The following is a 5,184-nucleotide window of genomic DNA, read 5'->3' as shown; positions in this document are numbered from 1 at the left end:
CACTCAACGGAAGGATGCGGCACGGAACGACATGAGGCGGAATCAGGCAGTACGGGCCTGCTGAAGACTCCAAAACCGTAGGCTGCAGGTTCAAGTCCTGCCGCCCCTGCACGTCCGCACGGAGGGGAATGACCCTCGCGTGCCGGGAGGAACTCGTGAGCCCCGCCGGAACTCCGGCGGGGCTCACGACGTCCCCGGGCACGGCCGCGGAGGCAGGCGCTTCCCTGAGGTCGGGCGGACATGGGTCCGCCCGTCGGTCGCTGTCCCCGAGGGGTCCGACGGGCGGCATCCGAGTAGCACCGCAGCCCGCGGTCAATCGCTCGAATGTGTCAGGTCAGCCTAGAGCCGACCACTGACAACGACCCACCGCCGGCAACGCCTCACCGCGGACAACGACCGACCGCGGGCAACGACCGACCGCGGACAACGACCGAGGGCATCGGCAGGACGGTCGGGGGCAACGCTCAGGCGGGACGGTCGCTGAAACTCGGCAACGCAGGGATCGTGCCGGCCGGCCAGTCGCCGACATCGGCGGTGAAGCGCGGAGCCGGCAAGGTTTCCCACCAGGAGCGGACCGCCAGGGTCGTGTGCTCCACGCCGGTCCGCGGGTCCACGTACGCCACCTCCCGTTCACCGCTCCTGCGCACCGCGATCCGTCCCCACTTGCAGCCGTCGGGGTAGTCGTTCCAGTTCACCCCCGCCTCCGACCGCAGCAACTCCCGCATGCCGCCGGACGACACGCCGTGCAGCCGCTCGTGGGGGAAGTGGGTCTGCGCCGCCATGCCGATGCTGTTGCGCACGGCGTCCCGCTGCCGCCACCGGAAGTAGTTGGCGACCTCGACGGGATCGGAGAGGGTGAACACGCGGGCGTCGAACAGGGCCCGTCGGCCCGGGCGGCGCTCGTTGAGGACCGCCGTCGCCAGCGACGCCGCGACGGACAACTGCTTCGCCACCACACCGCCGAACCACGGCTCGGTACCCGCACCGCCGAAGTCGGTGTACAGGACGCTGACCTCGTCGGACTGCGTGTACGAGAACCGGGCCCCGGCGATCTCCGCGCACAGCGCCTCGGCGACCGCGTCCATGTCGGCCATGAAGGCCTCGTCGTACGGGCGGTTCGCTCCCCGTATGTAGGTGTGGAACGCGCGGCCGTCGACCCGGAGCAAGGTGTAGGTGCGGCGAGGCAGGACCGCACGGTGCACCGCCTCGTACCGCTTCATCCGCTCGCCCAATGCCGTGCCGTCCGCCATGTCGTCCCTTCGTCCGTGTTGCCCCAGTCTGGCACGCACGGATGCCCGGAATCACGGGCGCGGAACACGCCGGCCGATCCGGCGCCACGGACGACGAGCCGGGCGACCCGAGGAGTCGACGCCCCCTGATCGCGCGGCCGTCACCGCCGTCGCCCGGTACCGGACCGGTGCGCCAACGCAGCGGGGGGCCGGGCCCTTGTACGCGCGGGCGCGCGGCGGCCCTCCCGTGGGGAGAGCGGGAGGGACGCGCGCCCGGGATGGTCCGGGAGCACACCGTATGCCCGGGTACACGGGTGCGGGTAGGCATATGACAAAGGGAATTCCGGATGGGCCGATACCGGGCCTAGACGTGGTCGGGGCCGCCCTCGCCGAGACCGTCGTCGGGATCGTCGGCATCGTCGGCATCGTCGTCGAGGCCGTGGTCATAGGCCCCCGCCTCGACGCGCAGCGCCAGTTCGCGCAGGACGTCCATCGACGAGACGTCCGTCCGACCGGAGTCGTGGACGGCCGCCAGCGAGTTGAACGCTGCGGCGAAGGCTCCGACGATCGTGTGCACGGCGGGAGCCAGCGTCTCCCCGACGATGCGGCCCACCTGGAGGGGAGTCGCGTCGGCCGGCACGCTGAAGTGCGGCATCATCTCGCTCAACAGCAGCGTGACGACACCCGGCTCCGAGGCGGGACCGGCTTCGAGGCCGGCCTCGTGAGACCTGCGGATTTCCTGGGACTCCGTGAGGATCCCGATGACTCGCTTCATGATTTCCGCGCGCTCCATCTGGGGAGGGTAGCCCCTGCGAGGACACCGGGCGCGGGGTTGCCGAGGTCCGGCCCGCCGCCGGGTGTCTGGCAGACTGGGCAGGGTTCTCCCAGGCGGTGCAGGACAGGAAACCGGTGCGAATCCGGTGCGGTCCCGCCACTGTGACCGGAACCCGTCCGCGGGTTCCGGGAGTCAGACACTGACGCACCGCCTCTTCACTTCGACCGGGGACGCGGATCCCCCGGAGAGGCTTCGCCATGTCGCGCTCGCGCACCGTTCTGCGCTCCCTCATACCCCTCGCGCTGTTGGCGCCCCTGGCCGCCTGCGGGGGTTCGCCGGGCGGGAACGGGTTGGACGCGGGCGCCACCGCGGCCGACGGCAAGGCGCCCGGGTTCCCGTACACCGTCACCAACTGCGGTGTCAGCACCACCTACCAGGCTCCGCCCCGTCGCGCGGTCACCATGAACCAGCACGTCACCGAGATCATGCTGGCGTTGGGGCTGGAGGAGAAGCTCGTCGGCACCGCCTACCTGGACGACGCGATCCTGCCCGCCTACCGACCCGCCTACGACAAGATCAAGGTGCTGGCCAAGGAGTACCCCTCCAAGGAGGTGCTCCTCAACGCCAACCCCGACTTCGTGTACGGCGGCTATTCCAGCGCCTTCGACAAGGCGCAGGGACGTGACCGCGGGGGGCTGGCCGCGTCCGGCATCACCTCACGGCTCAGCGTGGAGTACTGCGGCACCGGTCCGGTGAGACTGGAGCAGCTCAGGACCGAGATCACCGAAGTGGCACGCACCTTCGGCGTGCCGGAGCGCGGTGCCGCGCTCATCGAGGACCAGCAGCGCCGGATCGCCGCCGTCACCGCACGGGTCAAGGACAAGCCCAGGCCGACCGTCTTCGCCTACGACTCGGGCGAGGCCTCCGCCTCGACCTCGGGGGGCGCCGGCATCGGCAACGAGATCATCTCCCTCGCCGGCGGGACGAACGTGTTCGCCGACCTCGACGACACCTTCGGCGACGTGTCCTGGGAGAAGGTCATCGAACGCAAGCCCGACGTCATCCTGATCTACGACTACGCGGGCACCACGGTCGAGGCCAAGAAGCAGCGTCTGTTGAACGATCCGGCTCTCGCGCAGATTCCCGCGATCAAGAACAAGCGGTTCGTGGTGCTCCCGCTGTCCACGGCCGTCCTCGGCGTGCGCGTCGCCGACGCCACCGAGTCCCTGGGGCGCCAACTGCACCCCGACGCCGCGTGAGCCGGCACCGCACCCCGGTCGTCCTCGTCCTGCTCGCCGCAGCCCTGGTCGCCTCCGCCGTCGCGGGCCTCGCGCTGGGCGCGGTACGCATGGCCCCCGGCCAGGTGATCGACGTCCTTCTCGCCGGACCCGAGCCCGGACCCGGCGCCGGCGCGGCCGGCGCCATCGTGTGGGACGTACGGATGCCCCGCCTCCTGCTCGGCGCGGTCGTCGGCGCCGGGCTCGCCGTGGCCGGAACCGTGTTGCAGGCCCTCGTACGCAACCAACTCGCCGACCCCTTCCTCCTCGGCGCCTCCTCCGGCGCGTCGGCGGGAGCCGTACTGGTCATCGTCCTGGGCGCCGGAGCCCTCGACTTCGCGGGCGGGGCGGCTGTGCCGGTCGCCGCGTTCGCGGGATCCATGGGCGCGCTCGTCGCCGTCTACGCGATGGCCCGGCGCGGCGGCACCATGACCACCGGCCGGCTGATCCTGGCCGGGGTCGCCGTCCAATACGTCCTGTCCGCCCTCACCAGCCTGGTCCTGGTGCTGGCCGCGCACCCCGAGCAGATCCGTACCGTCCTCTTCTGGACCCTCGGCGGCCTCGGCGGTGCCCGCTGGGACGAACTGGCCCTGCCCTCGATCGCACTGCTCCTCGGTACCGGCCTGCTGGTCGCCCTCGCACGCCCCCTGGACCTGCTGCTCGCGGGGGAGGAGGGCGCCCACACCCTCGGACTCGACACCGCGCGGTTCCGGGCGGCGGTCTTCGTCCTCGCCTCGCTCGTCATCGGTGTGCTGGTCGCCTACAGCGGCGCCATCGGTTTCGTCGGCCTGATGGTGCCGCACGCCGCCCGCATGGCGGTGGGCGCCGGACACCGGGCGCTGCTGCCGGTGGCCGCGCTGGGCGGCGCCGTGTTCCTGACCCTGGCGGACCTGGTCGCGCGGACCGCGGCGGCGCCCGAGGAGATACCGGTCGGCGTGGTCACCGCGCTGGTCGGCGGGCCGTTCTTCCTGTGGATGCTCCGCAGGTCCACCCGGACCGAGGGGGTGGCCGGATGAACCCGCCGGCAGGACACCCGGCCGAACTCGCCATCGAGGACGTGGGCTACGAGGTCGACGGCCGTACCCTGCTGCACGGAGTCGACCTCACCGCCCGACCCGGCGAGACCGTCGGCGTGGTCGGCCCCAACGGCAGCGGCAAGACCACGCTGCTGCGCTGCGTGTACGGCACCCTGCGGCCCACCTCCGGCCGGGTGCTGCTGGACGGTACCGACGCGGCGTCCCTGGGCGTCAAGGACCGGGCCCGACGGGTGGCGGTGGTGCCACAGGACGCTTCCGGAACGTTCGGGTTGACGGTCCGCGAGGTCGTCGCCATGGGCCGTAGCCCCCACAAGCGGTTCTGGGAGCAGGACCGCCCCGACGACGCCCGACGCGTCACCGAGGCCCTGGAGACCGTCGGAGCGGCCGGCTTCGCCGCACGCCGGTTCGACGAACTCTCCGGCGGCGAACGCCAACGCGCCCTGGTGGCCCGCGCGCTCGTCCAGGACCCCGGCCTGCTGGCCCTCGACGAACCGACCAACCATCTGGACATCCGCTACCAGTTGGAGATCCTGACCCTGGTCCGCGCCCTGCCGGCGACCGGCCTGCTCGTCCTGCACGACCTCAACCTGGCGGCGTCCTTCTGCGACCGGCTGTACGTGCTGGCGGCCGGCCGGGTGGTCGCCTCGGGTACCCCCGGCGAGGTGCTCACCGAGGAGCTGCTGGCGCAGGTGTACGGGGTGCGGACCAGGGTCAGCCCGCACCCGACGACGGGCGGCCCGAGCATCCAGTACCTGCCGCCGGAGGCACGACGGACGGTCGGCTGACGGTCGCCGACGACCGGCACTGCCGGTCGGGGGCTGTTGCCTGCCGGTCGCGGGATGCCGGTCGAGGGGCGAGGGGCGTGG

General features: G+C 72.0%; 5 protein-coding genes and 1 riboswitch. Of the genes, 3 read left to right on the top strand and 2 right to left on the bottom strand.

The window, feature by feature from the left end:
* Positions 1 to 464: 464 nt before the first annotated feature.
* Together OTB19_RS41475 and OTB19_RS41470 are read right to left on the bottom strand one after the other, a co-directional pair.
* Positions 465 to 1,250, bottom strand: a complete 786-nt coding sequence (locus tag OTB19_RS41475; protein WP_267804041.1) for a tRNA(His) guanylyltransferase Thg1 family protein — start codon at positions 1,248 to 1,250, stop codon at positions 465 to 467.
* A 343-nt stretch (positions 1,251 to 1,593) separates the two neighbouring features.
* Positions 1,594 to 2,022: a hypothetical protein gene (locus tag OTB19_RS41470; RefSeq protein WP_267804040.1), complete on the bottom strand. Its 429-nt coding sequence runs from the start codon at positions 2,020 to 2,022 to the stop codon at positions 1,594 to 1,596.
* Between the two features lie 66 nt (positions 2,023 to 2,088).
* Positions 2,089 to 2,227: riboswitch (cobalamin riboswitch) on the top strand.
* A 34-nt stretch (positions 2,228 to 2,261) separates the two neighbouring features.
* Between OTB19_RS41470 and OTB19_RS41465 the strand changes: the two genes are divergently transcribed.
* Genes OTB19_RS41465 through OTB19_RS41455 form a run of 3 tightly spaced genes read left to right on the top strand, consistent with a single transcriptional unit; the run spans position 2,262 to position 5,103 of the window.
* Positions 2,262 to 3,263 (top strand): ABC transporter substrate-binding protein, encoded by a 1,002-nt coding sequence (locus OTB19_RS41465; RefSeq protein WP_267804039.1) that lies wholly within the window; start codon positions 2,262 to 2,264, stop codon positions 3,261 to 3,263.
* Entirely contained in the window at positions 3,260 to 4,297 is a 1,038-nt protein-coding gene (locus tag OTB19_RS41460; protein WP_267804038.1) for a FecCD family ABC transporter permease, read from the top strand. Before OTB19_RS41465 ends, OTB19_RS41460 begins: the two co-directional genes overlap by 4 nt.
* A complete protein-coding gene (locus OTB19_RS41455) occupies positions 4,294 to 5,103 on the top strand; it encodes an ABC transporter ATP-binding protein (RefSeq protein ID WP_267804037.1) in 810 nt (269 codons plus the stop codon). The genes OTB19_RS41460 and OTB19_RS41455 overlap by 4 nt, the downstream gene beginning before the upstream one ends.
* Positions 5,104 to 5,184 lie beyond the last annotated feature (81 nt).

This window comes from Streptomyces sp. H27-H5 (assembly GCF_026627505.1).
Lineage (GTDB): Bacteria > Actinomycetota > Actinomycetes > Streptomycetales > Streptomycetaceae > Streptomyces.
This window is presented reverse-complemented; position numbering and strand designations above follow the sequence as displayed.